Here is a 20787-nt window from a genome sequence, read left to right as displayed (position 1 = left end):
TCTACCTTCCCGGCCGATCGGCTCTTGCATCATGGGTGGGGCTTGTCTCGCTGGCCGCCTTCAGCAGGTCGGCAGCGATCTGGGCGATTTCCTTGGTCAGCGCTGATCCGCTGGCCGCCTGTGACAGCGGACAGCCGCGATCCATGGCAATTTCCGCCGCCCGTGGATCGGGGGGCAGCCAGTGCCTGAACTCGGTCTCCAGCGCCTTGGCGGCCTCGATGTGGCGGCGCGACCGGATCAGCGGCTTCTTCTCCTGACCGACGATCACCTCGACATGGATCGACGGGTTCTGTTCCTTGAAGAAGTCGATCAGCCGCCGTGTCTGCTGAACGAAGGGCACCGAGGTGCCGCTGACGATCAGCACGTGATTTGCTGTCTCGAGAACCGGGGTAAGCCAGTCGACCATGGCATGCGGCAGGTCGATCACGATGAAATCGTAGTTCTGCCGCAGGCGCCGGATCAGCGCGCTTACCTGGTCGGGCTGAAGCGCGTTCAGCGGCATGAACCCCGCCGGCGCCGTCAGCACGGCCAGGCCCGATGGCGTCGTCTCGATGGATTGCTGCAGGAAGACGCTGTCCGGCTCAATCCGGTCGCGCGCCATGCTGTAGAAGGCATTGTTGGGTTGCAGGTCCAGAAAGCCCGCCACCGCACCGAACTGAAGGTCCAGGTCCACCAGCGCGACCTTGCGATTTTCCGTCTTGCCGAACAGCTTCTTGCGACTGCACAGCTGGTCGGCAAGGTTCACGGCCAGCGTCGTGGCGCCGATGCCGCCGCGCGCCTTGGAAATCGCGATGACCTGCCCTTCGCGCTGGTCCTGCGGGTTCAGCGTCAGGCGCCTGGGCATCGACAGACGGCTGACGACCCTGGCCAGTTCGGCATCCTCGATCGTATCCGGCACCACCTCCGACACGCCGGCGCGCAGCAGGCCGTGCGCCACGCCGAACGGAACCGTGCTGTCGCTGACCGCAAGCAGCCGCGCCGTCCCACCCGATGCGATCAGCGACTTGAGGGCCTGTTCCTCCTTCAGCGCGTCGGACGAGGCCTTGAAGATGATCAGCTCGGACGACCTGGCAAACTCGTTCGCCTTGCCGTTCATCCCGGAAAGCGAGCTATTGCACTGCGTGACCGAAAGTCCGGCCTGCTTGCTGAGGATTGCGCCGAGCCGGTCGTTGAACTCCGGGTCTTCCGAGATCAGGACGATATCTTTGTCTTTCTGGGCCATCTGTCCGTTCCTGGATTCCCTGCTCTTTATCCATTCCCGCCATGCGCAAGATCCTCGCCCGGCAAGGAGACGCTTATCGCGGGCATCGGGATCGACGATCCGGGCGAAGGCCCGCCCGGCGCCGCCCCGGCCAGCCGCGCCAGCGCCGAAAGCGGGGTCACGAAATCAAAGTCCACGCCTTCCAGTGCAACCGTGACGACAGGCACATAAGGCCCGCCAAGGAAACTGAGCCGGGGGTCGTAGCTGTAGGTGAACCGCAGGTTGGCGATCGTGCTGTTCGGCGGCAGCACCACGCGCGCCTGCGTCCAGACCTCGGCAGCCGTCGGGTTCGCGGCGCTGCCGGTGCAGGTGATCGTGGCCGGAGCCTGGCAGATGTTCGCCCCGGCACTGCATTTCGTGCCGTAGTCGGTGCCGGCGGGGGCAGAACCCGACAGCGAGACAAAGGTTGGCACGCTGGGGCAGGCCGGCGGGCGCACCACGGCGACCCGCGCCGCGGCATGCACCGCGCGTTCGGAATTGACCACATGATAGGCCAGACGGCCAAAATCGATCAGCCCGAAGAAGATCAGCAGGAAAAGGCTGATCACGATGGCGAATTCGACCAGCGTGGCCCCGCCCTCGTCACGCAGGAACGCCGAAGCGCGGACACTGGGGGGCGCACGGCGGGTCATGATCCGTAGACCCTGCTCTGGTCGGTGACGCTGGTCTGCAGCGCCGGGCGGTCGCCCCCCACCAGGGTGAACAGCCCGGCGAAGGGAAAGGTCACCAGCACATCGGCGCGCACCGTGACGATCGGGGCCATGTCGGACCGGTAGGCGCCCGCATTGCAGGTCAGGCTGGGCTCCACCGCCGTGACCGTGACACCGCTGGGCAGGATCGACCGGCCGTCGCTTGCGTTGCGGACGATGCCGGTCAGCGTTGCTGCATAGCCCGTCACGTCGCCGCCCGTATCGCAGATGTTGCGCGGCGCGACACGGGCCAGGAACCGCGTGGCATCCCGCACCCCGGCGATCACCGTCTGATAGGACCACATCATCCGCGCGCCCTCGACGATGACGGCAAAGACCAGCAGCATCACCGGCAGGACGATCGCGAATTCCACCAGCTGCGCGCCCGACTCGTCGGCTGCGAAGCGGCGGATCCTGGGGGCAAGACGGCGGCACTGCATCGCGGTCACCGGTAAAGCTGCACGACATCGCGGACGAGCCCGCCGATGTCCTGGCCGCCTTCGCCCGCAAAGCTGGCCGAGCCGACGATCTCGCCGTAGATCTGGAAGTCAACCACAGGCTCGGTCAGGAAGATCTTGAAGAATTCCTTCACCGGCACATTGCTTGCGCTGCCGCGGATCCCGTTTGCCGCGCAGTCGATACCGGCCACGGTGATGATCCGGCGATCCGGAGGGGCCGGGGGCCGGGTCGAGCAGGTCGGAAGGCCGTTTTCTCGGCGCCCGGTAAGGATAGGCCCGGAGCCGGCGCGGGCGAGTTCCGCAAGGTAATACTCATACCGCGTCTGTGTCTCTTCGGGGGGGTGCGGATCGACGCCACCATAGTTCGCAGCCACATATCGGGCCCGACCTGCCGTCCAGTCCCCGTCGCCAAAACGACCGCAAGCGGGCATGCAGTCATCACGCGGCAACGCAAGTGTCTCAGGCGTGCCGTCAGGCAGGAGATTAGGCTCTAGATTGCAACCGGCTCCACCTCCTCCCCCTCCACCGCCACTCCGCGGCCTCATCCCCTTGATGACGTTCGGCGCGGGCGCGTAATCCGGGTCGTTGCGCTTGCCGTTCATGATCGACTGATAGATGTCGAAGCGCACGTTGAAGAACGCATCTTCCAGGCCGACCTTCTGGCCCGGCTCCATGTCCACGCCGCGCTGGTTGAAGCACTGGGTGATGTGGTCCACTGCCCCGACAAGGCAGGCAAGCAGTTGGGCACCTTTTTCTTTCGCACAGGGACCGGTCGGGTCGATCTTCATGCCCGTCGGGTCGAGAAAGCCGAAATCCCCCGGACCCCAGGCGGCACCGTTGCCTCCCCTGCGCAGCAGCACCATCTTTCCGATGTTGTCCTTGGCGCTGTAGTTCGGGCTTGGCAGGCAGAACATCATCGGGGTGATGTCGCAGGCATAGGTGGACAGGCCCGCCACGGCGGTTGCGCCCAGGTTGAAGTCGCGGTTCTGCCGGTTGGTCAGCGCGGCGAAGGCGGCGCCGAAGGTGCTTTCCACCACGGTCGGCGTCACCGTCACCCGCACGAAGGCGGCCCTTGCGGGGTCGGTCGTCACCGCCGTCATCGCCGAAGTGTCGTTTGCGGGCAGCGACGAGAAGAAGGTCAGGGTAAAGCTGGCCTGCCCTTCAAGGATGCGGCTGGTGTTGCCAAAGCTCTGGCTGTCCCTGATCAGGTTCGCGGCGGCGGTGGCGCGCACGATGGCGTCGCTGTTGCCGTCCAGTTCGCCCGCCGCGGCCAGGGCCACGCTGTCGGCGAACGACTGAAGTTCCGACCGCGTGATGCTGGCGCGGCCCAGGTCGAAGGACAGCGCCACGATCCCCAGGATCACGCCCAGCGCAATGCCCCAGAAGACCAGGATGGTGCCGGCCTGGTTGCGGGCGAAATCCCTGATCCTTGCCGGATTGCGCATCGCTTCCCCCCCTGTTCCGGCCCGGTCAGCGCAGTTCGTCTTCCGTGGTCTCGACACCGCGGCGGACGACCACGGAACGCACGGTCACCTCTTCGGGCGCGGCGACATCCTGGGGCTCGGGCTCGCGCAGCACGTCGCGCAGGCTGATCGCTTCCAGAACCGGCTCGTCCTCGTTCTCGATGGTGCGCAGGGCCAGGCTGAGCGTGCCCGCCCTCTGCGCCAGCGCCAGGCGCTGGCCTTCTTCGGCGGTGACCTCAAGCGTGACGGTGCGGGCGATGCCGGGCGTGTCGTTGTCGGCGTTGGCGTCCTGATCGACGCCGATCACCCGGATGTTCTGCATGATAGTGACGGTCTTCAGATCCTCGGACCGGCCATGGGTCAGGATCACGTCCACCTTGTCGCCGGGCGTGACGAAACCGCCGACACCGGTTTCCGCCGTCACATTGATCGCGATGGCGCGGCGGTTCGGACCCAGCGACTGGACGATCGTCACCTTTTCGCCAAAGCCGGAAACCTTCGAGGCCAGCAGCAGATCGCCCTTGGCCAGCGCCATCTTGGCGCGGCGCGGGTCGGTGCCCGCGGCGGGCAGCAGCGCGGCGGGGTCGGTAAAGGCCCCCGGCGGCAGGGCGGATGCCGGCCAGTCGATCACGGCCAGCTTGCCCGCGTCGATCACCTTGCCGAAGGGAATGTCCTGCGTGGCGATCACGACCTTGACCAGATCGTTGGTGCAGGCCTGGGCTTCGACCTGCGCATATTTCGTTTCCATCAGGTCGCGCACCATGTAGGCCGACCCGCCGGCAACGGCGAGACCGGCAAGGAATGTGAGGAAGGAGGTAGTGCGCATGTCCGAATTCCGATCATTGCGGCGAAAAGGTTGCCAGGAGTCTCAGTGGTTGAGGGAGATTCGGGCGCCCGGGCATGTTCGCCGAGGCGCCCTCAGTCCATATCTCCTAAGAATCAGTTCGTGGTGGGCGGGTTCCCCCCAAGAGCCGATGTCGCCTGGTTCACCTTCGTTTGCACGGAAGTGGACAGCGCGCCCATAACCGCGGTGCCCACGCCCACCGCGACGAGAAGAGCGATGCCGTATTCGACCAGGGTAACGCCCTTCTCGTCCTTGATCAGGCGGGCGAAGGTCTTCTTCAGGAAATTCGTCATGTTACACTCCATCTGGTTGCTCTGGCAGAAACCTGTCCAGTCCTGGCACCCGGCGCGGCAAGCAGTGCGGGCCCATTGCCACCAGACTACGCCCGAGTCGTGCCGGGGCGCATCCACTGGAACGATGAACTTTACCCGCCACGGTTGAAAGATTGGCCGGGCGTGGGCGGGAATGTGGCTGAATGGTGGCTAGACCGCTGGAATCATGGCGGGAAATGGGCGGATGATTCCCCGGTGTTCCGAGCCATGCGGCGCCGGTTCGGCGTGCGGGTGCCTCAGGCGCCCAGGCGGTCTGCCACCGTGGCGATCGGCAGGATTTCCAGCCCCGCGGCCCTTGCCTGCCGGATGAAGCCGTCCAGCCTTTCGGCGGGGCAGCTGTAGGGGTGATCGCTGTCGTCCACCCCGTGGGCCAGGGCGATGGCCCAGGCCCCCTGGCGCGCGACGGCGGCCAGGGTTGCGCCCCAGTCTGCCCCCCGGGCAAAGATGTTGTCGATGGCGATGATCCGCAGCTGGTCACGATCGGCGCCGGACCGGTTCAGCCCCGGCCGGACGCTGCGCGATGTCGCAAAGCGGCGGCTGCACAGCCACTTGGCCCCAAGCGAGATTTCGCCATAGGGGTAGGCAAAGCTGCGGGCGCGGAACCCCGGGCCGACGGCCTGTTGCAGGAAGGCGTCGTTCAGGGCGATTTCGCGGCGCACCTGGCCGGGGGTCAGGCCAAGCGTGCTGACGTGGTGGAAAAGGTGGGATCCGATCTCGTGCCCTTCGGCGGCGATGTCGGCCACATCCTCGGGCCGATACTGTTCGCGGTTCTCGAAGACGGTGCCGCACAGGGCGCCGTTCAGGAAATAGGTCGCCCGCACCCCGTGCCGGCGCAGGACCTCGCCGCCCGCAGTCCAGGCAGAGCGGGGGATGTCGTCGAAGCTGATGCTGAGGAACCCCTGCCCCGGCAAATCGGGCAGCCGCCTGAGCCGCAGGCGCGTGGCCGCGGCAAAGGAAATGCGGCCCGCCAGCGTGGTGCGGCGCGGGGCGGGGTCGGATGGCTGGCCGGGCGCGGGGTGTGCGACACGCCCGCCCGGCGCAGGCGTGCCGTCCGAAGGTCTATGATCTGTAGATTTCAAGGATCTTTCCCCCAAGAAGTTGCGAACAGACCCCGGCATGCAGGGATGCGCGCATCAGCGCCCGCGTCCGTCGCGCCGGCGAAAGAACGGAAAGCCCGGCCTGCGCCAGCAGCACGGACACCTTCGCCGTGGACGTCGCGAACAGGATGGCCCGCCCTGCGGCGCGCGCCGGGGCGTTGATGCGGCCGAAGGTCTGGCCCGCGCGGAAGTTCCGTCGCAGCAGGAAGCCCAGTTTCTCGCGCCCTTCGGGGATGTCCTCGAACGCGACGGCGGCAGGGGCATAGCCGATCGTGCCGCCATCCCTGACCAGACCGTGAAAGAAGACGTCGTCCTCGCCGCCGGTGCGGCCATAGGCCGGGTCGAAGCGGCGGTCGCGCAGCCGCCCGCTGCCCAGGCGCAGGATGACATTGCCGGTGTAGCCTGTCAGGATCCTGCCGTCGGGCCGGATGACCGGGACAACATCGTGCAGGCCCGCCTTGCGCATCCATGCCGGCGCCCCGGGCCGGTAGCTTGCACGGACCGGGCCCAGCACCGCATCGGCGGCCGAGCCCGAGATTTCCGCAATCAGCGCCGCGGCCCAGTCGGGGGTTGCCACCTCGTCGTCGTCGATCATCGCAAGGAAATCGGCGTCAAGCGCGATGGCACGCTCCATCAGCGCGTTGCGCGCAACCGAGATGTTGCGCGCCGGGGCGTGGACGTAATGCACGGGCAACGCCTGGCCGACCCCGGCCCGTTCGACCACGCCCCGCGCCGAGGGCGTGTCGTCATTGTCGGCCACGATGATGCAGCAGCTGCATTGCTGCAGGGCCGACTGCGCGGCCAGGCTTTGCAGCGTCCGGTCCAGGATCGGCCGCCGGAAGGTGCAGACCCCGAAGGCCACGCGCGGACCGGGCGCGGAAGGGCCGCTGAATCGTGTGTCCTTCATCGCCGACCCTCTGAAGCTGTTCGGCGCCACCCGACATTCCCGCCGGCTTCGGCGGTTTTGGGCTTATTTAGGCCATAATTGCCATGCATCCATTGATGCAGACCTGACCTGTTGTTAGCGTATGTGTCAGGTCGCCGCACGATAACAGGCACTGACGGCGACCTGGGGCATACGGGCAAGCTAGAGAGCAGACGATGAAGCTGTCTTCCTTTTTGATTGGAATGTTCGTCACGGCCGGCGCAACGGCAATTGCGGTCTTGGCACTTGGCGGGTCGTTGATATTTGCGGTGGCAATGTGGTTCGCTGCCCTTGTGGTTGCGCAACTGCTTTACACGGCACTTCTGGTCGCCATGGCGCGGTTCGCTGGCGACGGCCAGCACACGGCCTGGGCGGACGGGGGCGCGCAGGGTGTCTTTGCGCATCAGGGTGACTTCGCCAAACCCGTGAGAGAGCGGTCGGGCAGCCCGAAGGCGTGACCGAACGGCCCAGGTCGGGTTGAAGGCTGCATCTTTGGCGGCAGTCCGGTCATGGCCGGTCTCTCCCCTTATCTGACTTTGCAAGCGACTTTGCGTGGCTTGCGTTCCTTCGCTTTTCGCGGAAGTTCTCGATCAGCCGTCTGGCATGGCGGATGTAGGCCCCGGGCCCTTTGCGCGCCACCTTCCGCAGGATGGCAGCGCTGCCGGGCGTGACCATGGATCGCGAATCCATGCAGAGCACCGGCTTGCCCGAAATTCTGGAAATCTGATCGGCTTCCCAGGCATTGCTTTCGATGAACAGGCCGGCTTCGATCTTCCGGTAGAAATCTCCCTTGAACCGCCCGCCACCCCCGCTGGCCTTCCTGGCGGCATTCGAGCCGGCCGGATGCATCACCAGCTTGTCATAGCTCACCCCATGGCGCTGCAACCATGCCTCGGTGGCGGGGCGGTGCCGTTCCAGCCTTCCGGTGACCAGCCAACCCACCTTTGCCGTCGGAAGAAACAGCGGCTCGGCCGTTTCGAGGAAGCGCGCGTAGCGATCGCCCTCGTCATCCTCCTCGACAAGGCAGTCGCGGCACAGGACGCCGTCGATGTCCACGCACCACGTCTCGATCGCGTCATGATGCATGACATTCCAGGCGAAGAAATGCCGCAGCGTCGGCACCAGCCTGCTGTAGAAATCCACAAGCGGGGCACCCACGGGCGTGGCATAGACCACGGCGATGCTGATGCGATGCGGAAGAGCGCGCGCCACCAGCCCTTCGCGGATCTTGCGCAGCTGGGCACCCGTGCCGACGCTGTCATCGACGATCAGCACATTCAGCGAACCGTCGGTCGCGCGCTTTCCGCGAAGGCTGCGATCACCCGAGGCGAGCAGCCGTCCTTCGTAGAATCCCTGCAGATCGGTGATCGGCAGGTTCATGTGCAGGGCGATCATGCTGGCCGGAACAAGCCCGCTGCGCGGGATGGCAACGATCAGGTCAAGGTCGCGCGGCAGGCGCGGAAGCATGGACAGCACGTCTGCCTCGAGGTCGGCGTAGCTTTTGAATTCCATTCTGCGCCGCCTCCTGCGTTGCGTGACGAAAACTCAGACCATCCGTGCGGCACTTTCAGGGTGAAGAAGATCAACCTCGCGGTTGGCCCGCAGGGCATAGGCCAGGGACGCGACCACCATCACCGTCAGTGCATTGAACTCGAAAAAGACCGGCACCTCGACCATTGAAAGGACCATGACGAAGGCGGTGGCCATGAAGCAGAACAGGGCCGAGGCCCTGCCGGTATAGAGAACCCAGCGTGTGCTCAGCAGCAGGGCCGGGATCAGCAGGGTCAACAGAAGAACGACACCGACAATCCCGATATCGACAGCGTTCGACAGGAAGAGGTTGTGGAAATTGAACCCTGATTTCGATGCGATGTAGAAGTCTGCCCAGATCTGCTCGGCCAGGGCATTCCCCTCTACCCAGAAAGCCCGATAACCTGTGCCCAGCAGAGGCGACCGGGAGATCTGGTCCATGGCAGAGGCCCAGAGATCGGTTCGACCCGTAAGCGAAGGATCCTTTCCCGTCACGTCGATCACTAGCGCGATGATCGCATCAAGAAAGTAGATCGAGACAAGAACCACGATAACGGCAAAGACGCAGAACAGGGCAATCGCGGCCATCCGGCGTGCGGGCGGCAGCAGCTGCGTGCCAAGAATGACCAGCGCCGCGCCGAAGACGAATGCCGTGGCAAGGACAGCCCCTACCGATTCTGCCATCACGATCTGGGGCAATCCGACAAGCAGGCCAAGAAGACCGGCCCGGCGCCACGTCCTGGCCTGCCCGCGATCGGCCAGCAGCGCGAAGGAACACAGAACCAGCGAGACCATCGTGAAGGCATAGTAGTTCTTGCTTTCGAAGATGCCGATCCAGATACCGTCCTCTCGGACGTTGCCGATCAGAAGGCTGGCCAGCCCCGCGATCATCAGCGACAGGAAAAGGACGCGCAGGAACACCAGCGGCGACAGCCTGCTGGCGATCGTCACGGAAATCAGGAAGGTGAGCAGAAGCTGGACGCCATGGCGCAGCGAAAGGTCGGGATGTTCGGACCACAGCAGGCTGAGGATGCACCACACCGGCAGCAGATAAAGCCACCAGTGGCGGCGCGTTTCATCCATCGCCAGATCGGCACGCCGCAACAGCAGCAGCAGGCCGGCGGCAAGGAACACCAGCACGCTGATTCGTCCAAGGTAGGAGACGAAAACCAGAGAGGTCAGGATCAGGGCGCTCAGCACCGTGTTCGGGCAGATGCTGATGACCGCTGCCTGCCGTGCGCCGATGCCGTTCTGTTCCAGGACAGATGTCATCTCAATCGTCCGACAGTGTGCAGAGGACCGATCCTTCGAACTGGCAGCCTTCGCCGGCTGCCGTGTAGGCGACCCAGTCGATTTCCATCCGCCTGGGCCTTTCGGGCGGTTCGAACGGACCCATCCAGTCGTTCAGCGTCTCTGTTCCCCAGATGCTGAGATAGATCTTCTGCGGCCGTTCCGGGAGGATCGGATCCTCGACAGATCTGATCAGCTTGCCATCGACGAACCAGCGCAGTCGTCCGGGTTCCCAGATGAAGGAATAGACGATGAAATCGGAATTGGACGGATGCGGCAGGGGGTGGACACTGCCGTGATGCGGCTTGCCATCGACATAGGTGTTCACGGTCACCTCATCGACATTGGCTGTCAGGATCTCGAAGTCGATCTCGTCATGCCGTTCGCCATGGACCGGACCGATGTAGGTGAAGAAAGCCGAATTCAATCCGCTTCCGTCATCGGTCTTGATCCTGGCTTCATAGGTGCCATAGCCGAACCGCTGCTGCGACTGGATCTCTCCGCAGCGGTAGGCGTGGGTCGGGGTGGGATCGGCAATGAAGTCAAGGGCCACCCTGCCCGGCAGATGAACCACGGCCGAAGCCGACCATTGGCAGTTCTGGTGGTCGCCGTTGCTCCAGCCATCCGACACATACCAGCGATCGGGATCGAATGTCGTGAAGTCATCCTTGAAGGATCCGCCCAGGACCAGTTCTGCCCCTGCGCCGCCTGCCGCGGTCAGCCAGACGACCAGGCCGTAACCTGCCGCCCGCAAGGGCTTCAGCGCAGCATCGCACCTGCGGCGCGCGCTCGGATCACGATTTGGGTTCACTGTAGCCATCATAGTATTCTTCGAATGGGGTGGTGCGGCTGTAGCGCGCCAGGGCATCCATGTCGGTCTTGTTCAGGGCAATCCCGATCAGCTTTTCGTATAGGGCAGAGTCCGCGGACAGAACCTCCTGCAGGATTTCCTTCGACACCTTCCCCCACTCCAGCACCATCACCAGGCCGTCCAGCAACGGGGCCAGCGCGCGCGCATCCGAAACCGGCGCGAGGGGTGCCAGATCGATCACCGTCAGGTCATAGCGCCGGCGGGCCTCGTTGATCAGGCTTCGGAACTCCGGCACGCCGATCAGATCGCCTGCCGTGGCGTCATTCGTCGAAGAGGTGAAGGGCAGAAAATGCAGGCCCGTGTTCACTTCACGCCGCAGCGCCCCCTCCAGGGCGGCCCGCCCCGTGAGCACCTCGCGCAGGCCCACGCCCATCGACTGGCGCAATCCCCGGCTGAGGGCAGCGGTCCTGACGTCGGCATCCACCAGCAGGACCGACCGTCCAGCAACTGCCGCAAGGGCCGCCAGGTTCCTGGCCGACGTCGTCTTGCCTTCACCCGGGCGGATCGACACCACGCCAAGCACATAGCCCGTCTTGCCGCCGCCCGAGGATTCGACCGCGATACGAATGTTGCGCAGCGTTTCGGAATATTGGGATCTGGGATTCTTCAGCACGGCAAATTCATGCCTGAAGGCCTTGCGGGGGGCGTCGCTGCCGCGTGCCGGTCTGCTTGCCGTTTCGGGCTCGGTCGCACCGTCCATGTCATCGGGCGCCATCACGGGCAGATAGCCAAGGAACGGCAAGCCGCTGGCATCCTGCAGGTCTTCCCGCGTACGGATCACCCGTTCCAGGCGTTCCCGCCACAGGGCAGCACCGACGCCGGCGATCGCCCCCAGGATCAGCATGATCGCAAGAACCATGGTCTTGCGGGGGGCGACAGGCTTTTGCGGCACATCCGCAAAGGACAGCACCCGCACATTGGTGACCGGGAAGGTCTGGGTCTGTTCCAGATCCTTCAGACGCAGCAGATAGGTCTCGTTCAGGGCTTCGTAGATCTCGGCCTGACGCTCCAGCGCGCGCAGTTCCACACGCGATTTCGCAAGATCCAGGTTCTCGTTCGAGATTTCGTCGATACTGTTCTGCAGCATGGAAATCTCGGTTTCGACAGCGCGCACGGCATTCGCGGTCGTCTCGTAAAGACGCTGCATCTCGCGCTGCAGGGCGCGACCCTCCATGGCAATCCGCTCGCGCAGCTGGCGAACCTCTGCATGGTCCGCCCCGTAACGCCGTTCGGCTTCGTCAAGCCGCTGCTGCAGGCTGAGCAGACGTTCCTGGCCGGCCGAAAACTCTGCATCCGGGACACGCGCCCCCGCGGCACCGGATTCAACGAAACGTTCCGGATCCAGCTGGCGCAGCTCGTCATAGGTCTTGCTCAGCGCCTGCAGCCGCGCACGCTCGACCGTGGCCCTGGCAAGGTCGGACTTGAGCTGGGCGATCATCTGGACCGTGATCGGTTCGCCCTCGATCGTCTCCAACCCGCTGCGCGCCCGGTACTCTTCGGCCCGCAGGGCGGCCTGGGTCGAGTTGTCCTGAATGACGAACAGGCGTTGCTGCAGCCAATCCAGCACCCTGGCCGATGCCTCGACGTTGCCGATCAGCTGATCGGCGACAAAAGCCTCGCCATAGGCGTTCACGATGGCCGCGACAAGCTGCGGGTCGGATGATGCATAGCGCACAAGAAAGACCGAGCTGCGTCCTTCGCGGCGAACGTCGATGCTCTCGCGCAGCGCATCGGCCGCGACCATGCGCTTGTGCAGTTCGGCCGCTTGCGGATCTGCCAGATCCGCAGCGGGCCCGCCGCCGGGGATGATGGCTGACAGCACCGCGCGCAAACCTTGCACGATTCGCCCGGGCAAGGACCGGGGCGGTGACATGAAGGTTTCGTTCTCATGCAGGCGCAGCTTGTCCACGACCGCCAGCGCCAGGGTCTGCGATTGCAGCACCCTCAACGCGCTTTCCAGCGTCACCTCGCTTTGCGTCATCGACGCGGGTCGGTTGAAGCCGTTGCCGACGCCTGCGACGTCATCGCCGATCATCACCTGGGTCGAGGCCATGTAGACCCGCGGCGCCGTCAGGACATGCAGCAGGCCAAGCAGCAGCGCGACGGCAACAGCCGCGATGACCACATTCTTCTGCCGGATGACTGCAGCGACCAGGGCATTCAGATCAATCTCCCTGCCCTTGCGCACCGGGCCGACTGTCGGCTTCGGCCCCTGTACGATACCGGGATCGCTGTCTTTGATTTGCACGAGCATTCGCTTCACTGTCACCTTCCGGTCATCTCATGTGGCGCATGGCCGGATCCGGGCCCTTGCCCTGCCACGCCCGTTCGCAGGCGCAATGCCTCGGCCCAGAAGCCCAAGGACCAAGCCATCTGCGTGACGGCCCCCGGCACACCACATGCCAGTATTGCCGGTTTCCCTGCCCGAAAGGCCGTCACGACGCCGGCCCCAAGGCAGGCGCAAAGCCAAAGGCCAAGCGGCAGTGCCAGCAGCGGTACGGCCGGCGCAAAGGCCGCCAGGCCACCGAGCGGCGCAAGCCCGATCAGGATGAAATGCCGCTTGCGCAGACTGCCCGGGTGCCTTCGGGCCGTTGCCATCCGGCCGGCCCCGAAGCTGAAATACTGCCGGGCCACGCCGCGCAAGGTGTCGCGGGGGTGATACTCCATAACTGTCGCCGCGGTCAGCCAGATGCGGAACCCCGCCTTCACCAGCCGCTGGTCAAGTTCCACATCCTCGTTGTGGCTGAAGCCTTCATCATAGCCACCGACCTTGCGGAATGCCGCCACCCGCATCAGCGCATGATGGCCGTGTTCGACGAAACGGCCCTCGCCGCTGCCACGATGGGCCGAACCGCCGTTGCCGAACAGCGAATTCTGCGCTGCGGCTATGTTGCGCTGCATCAGCCCCCGGCCCGTCGCGTGCATCCTGACGACGACCGAGTCGGCACCGGTCCGGCAAGCCTCGGCGAAAAGTGCCTCGCAGTAGTCATGCGGATAGTCGGCGTGGGCGTCCACGCGAATGATCCAGTCGGCCGTATCGCCAAGATGCCTGACGGCAAGGTTCACGGCGGCCGATTGCAGACGCCCGGGGTTGTGCAGCAGGAAAAGCCCGGGCCGATGGCGGGCTTCCTGCCGGACCAGGTCCAGTGTGCCATCGGTCGAACCGCCATCAACAACCAGAATGTGCGCCCCAAGCCGATCGGCGCCACCGGCGACGGCGCGGATCACCCGGATGATGTGGCGCGCCTCGTTCAGTGTCGGAATGACGATGGCGATCCGCCCCGGTGGACCGGGCGTGCCACCGGCGGTCGCCGGCTGGACGTCGTCAAGGGGATATGGCGTCATGAGGGTCATCCGGCCACCCTTTCGGCTTGGGGGGACAGCAGGTCGGCAGCGGGGTCTGAATCCATCCTGCGCCCGGCCAGCTGATCGACCAGCCGGGCACATTCCCGCCGCGTCGTGCGCCAATCTGCCATGTCGATCGCGCAGATCCGCGATTGCAGCGATGCCAGTTCCGCATCGTCAAGCCCGGCAAGCAGGGCTGATACCGTATCCGGCCGCAGGTCGGCCAGGACGAGGCCAAGTCCCCGGCGCGCAAGATACCGGCCGGTTTCGGTACCGGACAGCGCAAGAGGGACGGCACCGTGGGCGCAGCTTTCGTATAGCCGGTTCGGAAGCAGCCAGTCCGAATTGGCCCCGGCATCGAACCGGTCAACCAGCCAGGCAATGTCGACCTCGCCGTAGATCCCGGGCAGATCGTCGGGATAGCTGTAGGCACCGTGAAAAGAGATATGCGGGTTTGCCTCAACGACCTGATGAAAATCCGGCAGGACGGCCAGCGCCGGACGCCCCCGCAGGACCAGGCGCACCCGCCCCTCCGCAGCCCTGCAAAGCCCGTCGAGGCAGCGCAGCGACTCGGCGCAGCGCAGGATGCCGAACCAGCCGATGACCAGCGGCTCGCCTGCCTTTCGCGGGGGGCGCATGACCTGCGGCGCCGGGTCAGCGGCCATCGGATCCCAGACCTTGTTCTCGACCAGCAAAGCGGGCGCTGCCACCTGACCGTAGCGGCGGAAATGTTCTTCCCAGAACCGTTCCGAGGAAATCACCACCCTGTCCACGCCGCGGCAGAGATGGCGTTCCACCTGGCGCATCAGCGAGGGCACAAGGCCCGGACCGACCATCAGACGGTGAATGTCGAGAACCTCGTAGATCAGCCGGGTCGGCCTGTGCCGGGACGACAATCTGTGAACCCTGCGGGCAAGCGGCAGCATCTCCAGGTTGCGGGCAACGATGACATCGAACGCCCCTTTGCCGGCAAGGTCACGGGCCTTCGCGATCGAACGCAGGGCGCTGAACCCACGATGCAGGAAACGGCCGCTGTGGGTCTGCCCCAGCACCGTTGCCTTGCGACCGATAGGACCGGTCAGGCGGCGGAAGCCGGCAACACGCACCGAAGCACCGCCTGCCTCCAGCATGCTTGCCCGGCGCCAGGTGGCCGGATCGTCCAGATCATGCGACAGGTAAAGGATGTTCGTCATGCCTCCTCCGGATGGGCGACGGCGGCGGTATCTGCGGAAACGGGCGCGCCCTGCCCGGATAGGCCAGCTTTCGCAGCAGCGGTCCGGCGCACCTCGGCGCCAACATGACGGGGCACCAGGCCCAGCGCGAATTCGCCTGCCTCGTCAAGCGCGACGATGGCGAGATCGTTCCTGCATGCCAGGCTTGCCAGACGTGCCCAGATGCGCGCCGCTGATGGCCCTGATGCAGGGCCGCACACATCCGGCACCTCGAACCTGGTGAAACCGGAATATTCCGCCGGAACATCCTGCCCCTGTCGGCACAGCAGAAGGTTGATCCGGGTTCGGGCGGCATTCTGACGAAGACGCCTGCGCTGCAGGCGTTCCCCAAGACTGCGGATCAGGAACGCCATGTTGCGCGGAGATCCGAGCAGACCGGCAGTGGCCGCAAACCACCTGCGCGTCCTGATCGCGTCGATTACGCGAACATATCCAAGTTCCCTGACATGATCCCGCATGCGCAGGCTGACCGCGCGCGACAGGTCCGCCTTGTCCGGGGGCAGTCCGTCCAGGAATTCCGACTGCGCCTGCACCATCCGCTCCAGGCTGAAGGCGCTGATCCGGTGCGAGGTGGACTGCGCGTGACGGCGGTAAAGATACATGGCCTCGGGGATCACGAAGAACCGCGCGCCCGCCATCAGAAGATGCAGATAGAGATCATAGTCCTCGTCGATCCTCAGCGCCTCGTTGTAGCGGATCTGGCCCATCGCCCCACGGCGGATCAGCGGCTTGAGATATCCAAGCGACAGATCGCTTGCCCCGGCCAGATTCCCCGAGACCAGGGCCAGTGCATCGATTTCCTGCGGACCGCGCAGATCCAGATCCTGCAGAAGGGTGCCCGGCTGCTCGCCCGGATCTTCCCCGAAGAAGACCAGATCATCCGCCACTATGTCGGCGCCAAGGTCCACCGCCGCCGCCAGAAGGCGCTGCAGTCGCTGCGGGTGGATCATGTCGTCCGAATCGAAGATGGCGATCCAGTCGCCCAGGGCAGCGTTCAGCGCGCGATTGCGGGCCGCCGCCGGGCCGGTCGGTCTGTCCGACTCAAGCAGCCGGACACGGGGATCATTCGCCATGGCGTCCCGGATCAGCCGAAGGCTGCAATCGCCCGATCCGTCATCGCTGATGACAAGCTCCAGGTTCCGGTGGGTCTGATCCAGCACAGACCGGATCGCACGTTCCAGATGCGGCTCACCGTTCAGGTTCGCCATGATGACCGAGATCAGCGGTTCGCCCGTCGCCTCGGGGACGGTCTGCGCGCGGTGCTGGGCGAACTGGGCATGCCCTGCTTCACTCACCTGCGGCCCCCTTAGAGAACGTCTGTTTCAGCTCGGCAATCTCGCGACCGGACAGGCTTAGGATGATGCCAAGATAGACGGTCGCCCCCACGACAATCTGCGCCGCAAGGATCATCGCCGGCCCCGCCTCTGGCAGAAACCCCGGAAGCACCTGCAGCACGGCGCACATCGCAAGCGTTGCCAGCATCGGCATGAACAGAGGCTCCAGATACTGCCGCAGAGTGACACCGGCCAGCTTTCGGGCGATAAGAAAAGTGCCTGGCAGCATGACGGCATGCGCCGCAACCAAAGCAGCCATGACAGCCGGGAAGCCCTGGTTCAGGAACAGCAGGATCGCCACGACTGCCATCAGGTTTCGCAGCAGATCGACGATGAATGGCAGGTCCGCCCTGCCAAGACCGGTGGCCAACGCATGCGACGTTGCGACGAGTGCCGCGAAAAGACCAATGACGGCAAAAGCCTGCACTGCCGGCACCGCGGGGATCCAGTGATCGCCCAGAACCAGGGGCACGGCGCTGTCGGCCACCGATAGCAGCCCGCCGAAGACCGGAAAGGAGATGATGACAGTTGCACGCAGGGCATTGCGCAGGGCCCGGATGTGCGTGTCAGGCTCTTTCTGGATCGAGGCGAAGAACACCGTGGACACTGGCTGGATCACCCCGGAGGTTACCCCGTTCAGCAGATCGAAAAGCCGCTTGCCAAGAAAGTACAGGCCCAGGACAGCCGGTCCTGCCAGGAACCCCAGCACCAGCCTGTCGATGTTCAGGAAATACAGCGCATTGTTGGCAGAGGCGAAAAGTCCGAAACGCAGCAGGTCGCGGACGGCGCTGACCCGCACACGGAACCCGGGGATCCAGCGCGCGGCCCAGACAAGGATGGCCAGCGACACGACCGAGGTGATCATCGGTGCCATGGCCAGGGCCCAGACCCCGTAACCGTTCAATGCCATCAGGATGCAGATCAGCCCGCTGATGCTGTTTCCGATGGCCGTCCGGGCCGCGATATGCTTGAACTTCATGGCCCGCACGATCAGCGCCTGCGGCACGACCGCCACCAGATCGAGGATCATCTTCACCCCGAAAAAGGGCAGAAGCAGCGTCAGGATGGGCTCGCCGGCGATTTCGGCCACCGTGTCGGCCAGCAGCACGATCGGCACGAAGAAGATCAGGCCGGATCCGACGCACAGCCAGAACACCGTATCCAGGTGTTCGTCCGCGATTTCGACCCGCTGGATGATCGCTTCGCCAAATCCGCCAGGGGTTGCGCAGCCCACGACAGTGATGATCGAGATGGCAAGAGCGACGACCCCGAATTCCTGCGGCCCCATCAACCGAGAGGTGATGATGAACACGATGACCGAGATGAGCAGCGCCGAACCGGTATTCAGGGCCGACCAGCCGACGCCCAGAATGGCAATCCGGCCACGTCCTACCGACACATGAGAACGCGCACCGGGCACGGCAACGGCGTCCGCTGCTGGTTGCCCGGCGACCGGCTTCATTGACTCACCCGGCTTCGCTGGTCATCGAACCAGCGGCCCCAGGTTCTGGGCATCGCGACGGTGACAACGTCTCCGGGCTCAAGCTCGGTTTCAAGGCCGGAAAGCCTGATGGCGTCCTGGCCCTTGCCCCGCAGGATCGTGACGATCGGTTCGGGCATCGTCAGATCCTCGTCCGTCAGGCCGCTGCCCAGCACAAGTCCTGTCTCGACAATGGAAAGGCTTTGCTGCGTGTCCAGCGAGGCAAGCACGCGCTCCAGCTCTTCTTCAACGCGCTGAAGTTCGCGCGTGTCCTCGATCAGGTCGCGGTCCCGCAGGGCCTGCTTTTCGGCCTCGGCCTGGGTTATGGCCTGCCGTGCCCGCAGCCTGGCGGTTGAAACGTCAAGCAACTGCGCCTCGGTCAACGCAAGCGAACGTTCGGTTTCGGTCACGCGGGATCCGACGGCAAGGCCGCGTTCGGCAAGGGACTGGGCGTTCTCCTTTTCGCGGCGGGCACTTTCGACCAGAAGTTCCAGAGCCTCGGCCCTGCCGGTCAACGATTCTATCTCGTTCAGAAGAAGCAGGATCTGGTTATCTAGGGTGGCAAGTTCGCGTGTGCGCCGTTCCCGCCGCAGCCGAAGCACTTCGTTCTCGCTCTTGATCAGGCTTTCTGGCCAGGTTCCCCCGTCCTGGCGTTCGGGAACGACCAGTTGTTCATGCCCCTCGATCGCGGCCTGCAGCATGGCGCGCCGTATCGCCAGGCGCTCGCCCTCGAGCTGGAGCAGCCGCATGGTGCCCTCACGCGTCAGGATTTCGCGCGGATCGACGGACCCGTTTCCCTGTCCCAGGCCACCGCCACCGGCCTGCGCGACAAGCTGCGCAGCGGTCAGTCCCGGCCTAAACGGGTATTCGCCCGGGTTGCGGACCGCCCCGGTCACATAGACGGGACGGTAGGCCGTGACCTGAATGATCGCGTCCAGCGATGTGGTGACGGCAAGCCGTTCCTGCAGACCTGCGGCGATCTTCCCGGACAGGTCGTCCGGCGACAGGCCGCCCGCATCGACAGGGCCCAGGAAGGGCACCGTCACCCTGCCTTCGGCATCGACGCGCAGATCGCCGCGCATGGATTCCCATTCCACCGCCTGTCCATCGACCGGCTGCCATTCCAGAACGCGAAGGCTGAGCTCGTCACCTGGCGATATCCTGTAGCCTTCGGCCACTGCGGCCACGGGCAGAAGGCAAAGCCACAGGACTGCACCAAGAAGGCACCGGCAGGATGACATTCAACCTTTCCTTCAATTACGCGACGCTTGCGGACTCACTTCAGTATGATCCCTGGCCGGTCAATGCGACGGGGACCGTCTTCAGAATCAGGGCCATGTCGAGTTTCAGCGTGCTGTGCGTCGCGTAATAGCGATCAAGAACGACCCGGCGTTCATAGGACGTATCACTTCTGCCGCTGACCTGCCACAATCCCGTCAGTCCCGGACGGCATTTCAGATAATGGCGCAAAGACCGGCGGTATCGGACACACTCTGCCTCCTCGATTGGACGAGGCCCGACAAAGCTCATGTCACCCAGCAGGATATTGAACAGCTGCGGCAATTCATCGACGCTGTATTTTCTGATAACCCGGCCAAGCGGCGTAATTCGCGGGTCGCATTTCAGCTTTCTTGTCGCCTGCCATTCCCTTCTCGCCTGAGGATCGCGATCGAGGTGTTCGCGCAGCCTTTCAGCGGCATCCGGCACCATGCTGCGGAATTTCCAGATCCTGAATGGCTTGCCGTTCGCTCCGATGCGCGTCTGACCGAACAGGGCCGGGCCACCGTCCGACAACCGGATCGCAAGAGCCACGCCGATCAGCAACGGAGACAGCAGAACGATCGCCACGGTCGCGAGAGCGACATCGAAGGCACGCTTGCGAAAGCCCCCCCGGATGTCGCCACCGATCTCAAGGGATTGTTGCGCAGATGGCAGCACTATCCGGTCCTGCTGCGAAAGTCTGATATAATTCTGTTTCATTTCAATAAGTCCACCCCTTATCGCTAGTGCGGCGACGGCAGTCTTTGAAGTGTCGTCAGGCCGGATGAGAACCGCTGAAGAGCCGGGATCAGATTATGTCCAAAATGTGGCTTGAGGCTAGGGAGTTTCGATCCGGAAGATCGACGTTAGGGCAGACGGCACTACTAGAGCTTGTAAATTATGGTAGCTTTTTCAACCTTAAATGGCATATTGCCCCGCCAGGGACACATCCCGAAAACCGACGTCTCCCCGAGCCGGAAATTTCGCCAACCGATTCGCCGGGGCACAGATCCCGACCGGTCGTCATTCGAAAACCCCCCGTCTCCTGAGATCAGGCGTACGGGATGATTTTGCATCGCCTTGTTTGCTGCCGATTGTTTCCGATTCAGCTACCAATCCCGCATGGCAATTTGCCCTGACCATGCTGGAACCGCAGCGGGACAGCCATGAAGCAAGGCCGATCGAAATGCCGACGACGGGCGCGCGGCGTTCGGGCTTTTCGGGCCCCGGCGGCCCATGCAGGCTGTTTTAGGGTCAGGACCCATTGATTTTGTAGACTTGGCCTGATTCAATCTCCGAAAGGAGACTGGAGCATGAGCAACCTTTTCTGGCTGACCGACGCGCAGATGGCGCGGCTGAAGCCCTTCTTTCCCAAG

19 protein-coding genes are annotated in these 20787 nt (G+C 64.4%); 1 reads left to right on the top strand and 18 read right to left on the bottom strand.

Annotation, left to right across the window (positions count from 1 at the left end; genetic code table 11):
• Position 1: 1 nt before the first annotated feature.
• From EYB42_RS10430 to EYB42_RS10395, 8 genes are all read right to left on the bottom strand, one after another.
• Positions 2 to 1222, bottom strand: a complete 1221-nt coding sequence (locus EYB42_RS10430) for an AAA family ATPase (RefSeq protein WP_135450052.1) — start codon at positions 1220 to 1222, stop codon at positions 2 to 4.
• A 26-nt stretch (positions 1223 to 1248) separates the two neighbouring features.
• Positions 1249 to 1893: a TadE/TadG family type IV pilus assembly protein gene (locus tag EYB42_RS10425; RefSeq protein WP_135450051.1), complete on the bottom strand. Its 645-nt coding sequence runs from the start codon at positions 1891 to 1893 to the stop codon at positions 1249 to 1251.
• Positions 1890 to 2390, bottom strand: a complete 501-nt coding sequence (locus EYB42_RS10420) for a TadE/TadG family type IV pilus assembly protein (protein WP_135450050.1) — start codon at positions 2388 to 2390, stop codon at positions 1890 to 1892. Before EYB42_RS10420 ends, EYB42_RS10425 begins: the two co-directional genes overlap by 4 nt.
• A 5-nt stretch (positions 2391 to 2395) precedes the next feature.
• Entirely contained in the window at positions 2396 to 3853 is a 1458-nt protein-coding gene (locus EYB42_RS10415) for a pilus assembly protein TadG-related protein (protein WP_135450049.1), read from the bottom strand.
• Between the two features lie 25 nt (positions 3854 to 3878).
• Positions 3879 to 4697 (bottom strand): Flp pilus assembly protein CpaB, encoded by an 819-nt coding sequence (cpaB, locus tag EYB42_RS10410; protein WP_135450048.1) that lies wholly within the window; start codon positions 4695 to 4697, stop codon positions 3879 to 3881.
• A gap of 113 nt (positions 4698 to 4810) precedes the next feature.
• Positions 4811 to 5008 (bottom strand): Flp family type IVb pilin, encoded by a 198-nt coding sequence (locus tag EYB42_RS10405; protein ID WP_205909976.1) that lies wholly within the window; start codon positions 5006 to 5008, stop codon positions 4811 to 4813.
• 275 nt (positions 5009 to 5283) lie between these two features.
• The gene (locus EYB42_RS10400; protein WP_167850990.1) at positions 5284 to 6126 is read right to left on the bottom strand and encodes a polysaccharide deacetylase family protein; all 843 of its coding nucleotides are present in this window, start codon (positions 6124 to 6126) and stop codon (positions 5284 to 5286) included.
• Positions 6107 to 7051, bottom strand: a complete 945-nt coding sequence (locus tag EYB42_RS10395) for a glycosyltransferase family 2 protein (RefSeq protein WP_135450045.1) — start codon at positions 7049 to 7051, stop codon at positions 6107 to 6109. Before EYB42_RS10395 ends, EYB42_RS10400 begins: the two co-directional genes overlap by 20 nt.
• A 221-nt stretch (positions 7052 to 7272) precedes the next feature.
• Between EYB42_RS10395 and EYB42_RS10390 the strand changes: the two genes are divergently transcribed.
• Positions 7273 to 7527, top strand: coding sequence for a hypothetical protein (locus EYB42_RS10390; RefSeq protein WP_135450044.1), 255 nt, complete (start codon positions 7273 to 7275; stop codon positions 7525 to 7527).
• Positions 7528 to 7576: 49 nt separating this feature from the next.
• On the opposite strand, the gene EYB42_RS10385 is transcribed toward EYB42_RS10390, so the two are convergent.
• Genes EYB42_RS10385 through EYB42_RS10340 form a run of 10 tightly spaced genes read right to left on the bottom strand, consistent with a single transcriptional unit; the run spans position 7577 to position 20131 of the window.
• The gene (locus EYB42_RS10385) at positions 7577 to 8581 is read right to left on the bottom strand and encodes a phosphoribosyltransferase family protein (RefSeq protein ID WP_135450043.1); all 1005 of its coding nucleotides are present in this window, start codon (positions 8579 to 8581) and stop codon (positions 7577 to 7579) included.
• Between the two features lie 33 nt (positions 8582 to 8614).
• A complete protein-coding gene (locus EYB42_RS10380) occupies positions 8615 to 9871 on the bottom strand; it encodes an O-antigen ligase family protein (RefSeq protein ID WP_135450042.1) in 1257 nt (418 codons plus the stop codon).
• Position 9872: 1 nt separating this feature from the next.
• Positions 9873 to 10709, bottom strand: a complete 837-nt coding sequence (locus EYB42_RS10375; RefSeq protein WP_240784094.1) for a family 16 glycosylhydrolase — start codon at positions 10707 to 10709, stop codon at positions 9873 to 9875.
• Positions 10684 to 13008, bottom strand: a complete 2325-nt coding sequence (locus tag EYB42_RS10370) for a GNVR domain-containing protein (protein WP_167850988.1) — start codon at positions 13006 to 13008, stop codon at positions 10684 to 10686. The genes EYB42_RS10375 and EYB42_RS10370 overlap by 26 nt, the downstream gene beginning before the upstream one ends.
• A gap of 17 nt (positions 13009 to 13025) precedes the next feature.
• A complete protein-coding gene (locus EYB42_RS10365; protein ID WP_135450040.1) occupies positions 13026 to 14105 on the bottom strand; it encodes a glycosyltransferase family 2 protein in 1080 nt (359 codons plus the stop codon).
• Between the two features lie 5 nt (positions 14106 to 14110).
• Positions 14111 to 15298, bottom strand: coding sequence for a glycosyltransferase family protein (locus EYB42_RS10360; RefSeq protein ID WP_135450039.1), 1188 nt, complete (start codon positions 15296 to 15298; stop codon positions 14111 to 14113).
• Positions 15295 to 16632, bottom strand: coding sequence for a glycosyltransferase family 2 protein (locus EYB42_RS10355; RefSeq protein ID WP_135450038.1), 1338 nt, complete (start codon positions 16630 to 16632; stop codon positions 15295 to 15297). Before EYB42_RS10355 ends, EYB42_RS10360 begins: the two co-directional genes overlap by 4 nt.
• Positions 16625 to 18070, bottom strand: a complete 1446-nt coding sequence (locus EYB42_RS10350; RefSeq protein WP_205909975.1) for a lipopolysaccharide biosynthesis protein — start codon at positions 18068 to 18070, stop codon at positions 16625 to 16627. The genes EYB42_RS10355 and EYB42_RS10350 overlap by 8 nt, the downstream gene beginning before the upstream one ends.
• Positions 18071 to 18129: 59 nt before the next feature.
• Complete coding sequence (locus EYB42_RS10345; protein ID WP_135450036.1) at positions 18130 to 19392, bottom strand: polysaccharide biosynthesis/export family protein; 1263 nt, start codon at positions 19390 to 19392, stop codon at positions 18130 to 18132.
• A 40-nt stretch (positions 19393 to 19432) separates the two neighbouring features.
• Entirely contained in the window at positions 19433 to 20131 is a 699-nt protein-coding gene (locus tag EYB42_RS10340; RefSeq protein ID WP_135450035.1) for a sugar transferase, read from the bottom strand.
• Positions 20132 to 20787: the final 656 nt, after the last annotated feature.

The sequence above is a fragment of the Tabrizicola caldifontis genome (genome assembly GCF_004762095.1).
Taxonomy (GTDB): Bacteria; Pseudomonadota; Alphaproteobacteria; order Rhodobacterales; family Rhodobacteraceae; genus Tabrizicola; species Tabrizicola caldifontis.
Note: the sequence above shows the minus strand (reverse complement) of the source record. Positions and strands in the feature narration are given on the sequence as shown.

What these genes read in the sequence shown, in the direction of transcription:
- EYB42_RS10345 (WP_135450036.1), bottom strand. Translation starts at nt 19,392, where the DNA reads ATGTCATCCTGCCGGTGCCTTCTTGGTGCAGTCCTGTGGCTTTGCCTT.
- EYB42_RS10430 (WP_135450052.1), bottom strand. Translation starts at nt 1,222, where the DNA reads ATGGCCCAGAAAGACAAAGATATCGTCCTGATCTCGGAAGACCCGGAG.
- EYB42_RS10375 (WP_240784094.1), bottom strand. Translation starts at nt 10,709, where the DNA reads ATGGCTACAGTGAACCCAAATCGTGATCCGAGCGCGCGCCGCAGGTGC.
- EYB42_RS10405 (WP_205909976.1), bottom strand. Translation starts at nt 5,008, where the DNA reads ATGACGAATTTCCTGAAGAAGACCTTCGCCCGCCTGATCAAGGACGAG.
- cpaB (WP_135450048.1), bottom strand. Translation starts at nt 4,697, where the DNA reads ATGCGCACTACCTCCTTCCTCACATTCCTTGCCGGTCTCGCCGTTGCC.
- EYB42_RS10380 (WP_135450042.1), bottom strand. Translation starts at nt 9,871, where the DNA reads ATGACATCTGTCCTGGAACAGAACGGCATCGGCGCACGGCAGGCAGCG.
- EYB42_RS10390 (WP_135450044.1), top strand. Translation starts at nt 7,273, where the DNA reads ATGTTCGTCACGGCCGGCGCAACGGCAATTGCGGTCTTGGCACTTGGC.
- EYB42_RS10365 (WP_135450040.1), bottom strand. Translation starts at nt 14,105, where the DNA reads ATGACGCCATATCCCCTTGACGACGTCCAGCCGGCGACCGCCGGTGGC.
- EYB42_RS10340 (WP_135450035.1), bottom strand. Translation starts at nt 20,131, where the DNA reads ATGAAACAGAATTATATCAGACTTTCGCAGCAGGACCGGATAGTGCTG.
- EYB42_RS10385 (WP_135450043.1), bottom strand. Translation starts at nt 8,581, where the DNA reads ATGGAATTCAAAAGCTACGCCGACCTCGAGGCAGACGTGCTGTCCATG.
- EYB42_RS10360 (WP_135450039.1), bottom strand. Translation starts at nt 15,298, where the DNA reads ATGACGAACATCCTTTACCTGTCGCATGATCTGGACGATCCGGCCACC.
- EYB42_RS10415 (WP_135450049.1), bottom strand. Translation starts at nt 3,853, where the DNA reads ATGCGCAATCCGGCAAGGATCAGGGATTTCGCCCGCAACCAGGCCGGC.
- EYB42_RS10420 (WP_135450050.1), bottom strand. Translation starts at nt 2,390, where the DNA reads ATGCAGTGCCGCCGTCTTGCCCCCAGGATCCGCCGCTTCGCAGCCGAC.
- EYB42_RS10395 (WP_135450045.1), bottom strand. Translation starts at nt 7,051, where the DNA reads ATGAAGGACACACGATTCAGCGGCCCTTCCGCGCCCGGTCCGCGCGTG.
- EYB42_RS10425 (WP_135450051.1), bottom strand. Translation starts at nt 1,893, where the DNA reads ATGACCCGCCGTGCGCCCCCCAGTGTCCGCGCTTCGGCGTTCCTGCGT.